Here is an 830-nt window from a genome sequence, read left to right as displayed (position 1 = left end):
GGTTCGCCGCCTTGCAGCCGATCGCACAGGGACTGCTGGGTGAATTCGGCGGCACGGGTGCCGAGGTTGGTCGGGGCTTGACGCTGCGCATGGATCACGGTTCGCAGTACACGGCCGATGACTTCTTCAACCAGGTCAGGTTCTGGGGCGTCACGCCGAGCTTCGCCTTCGTCGCCGAACCGCAAACGAAGGAGTAGGTTTCACATTGCACCTTGTCCGGTAGTTGGAGCGGCGATGAAAGTTGCTCGCGTTGCTTTGCGCCCACTAACGTCCTTTACGAGGACGACGTTCCCCAGAGGTTCGTACAGGCACCGGTGGTCATGCCCGTAAATCTGCCGCCGTAAAAGCCCTTGCCGACCCCACAAATGAATGGTCGCCTGGCTAACTTCGAGCTGCGCAGCGAGTTCAGCGCCGGTAAGCAAACCGCGCGAGCGCAGTCGCTCGAATCGGCTCGGTAGTCCATGGGCCGTGCGCACCCCCGCGATCTTCCTGGCAGTAAATGCCTGATGCTGCCAGTTTGAATATCCAAGTTCGTTGAGTCGGATGGCGACCTGTTGATCGGTACTAGTCTCGAGGAGTTCATCGATGAGTGATACGACAACCGGCTGTGTCTTGCGTACAAGTGCCATCGGCTTGGGTTTGTCGACTGCCATTGAGGTCGTCCGGCCACCCCGGAAACGCACGTGAATCGAGATCTTCTCCAACTTCAGAAGAGTAACGTCTTCGATCAGCAGTCCGAGCATGCGCTTGCGCTCGATGGATTCAACACGCTTGTCGTTCCATACGTTGGCGAAGTCATCTGCGAGAGCGCAGATACGAGCACGAGCCTC

General features: G+C 58.4%; 2 pseudogenes. One reads left to right on the top strand and one right to left on the bottom strand.

The features are described 5' to 3' along the window. Positions 1-197, top strand: a pseudogene (locus AWB68_RS48710) (IS3-like element ISMtsp5 family transposase); the annotation flags it as partial. A gap of 3 nt (positions 198-200) precedes the next feature. On the opposite strand, the pseudogene AWB68_RS45605 reads toward AWB68_RS48710, so the two are convergent. Further along, positions 201-830: pseudogene (locus AWB68_RS45605) on the bottom strand (recombinase family protein); the annotation flags it as partial.

This window comes from Caballeronia choica (genome assembly GCF_001544535.1).
Lineage (GTDB): Bacteria > Pseudomonadota > Gammaproteobacteria > Burkholderiales > Burkholderiaceae > Caballeronia > Caballeronia choica.
This window is presented reverse-complemented; position numbering and strand designations above follow the sequence as displayed.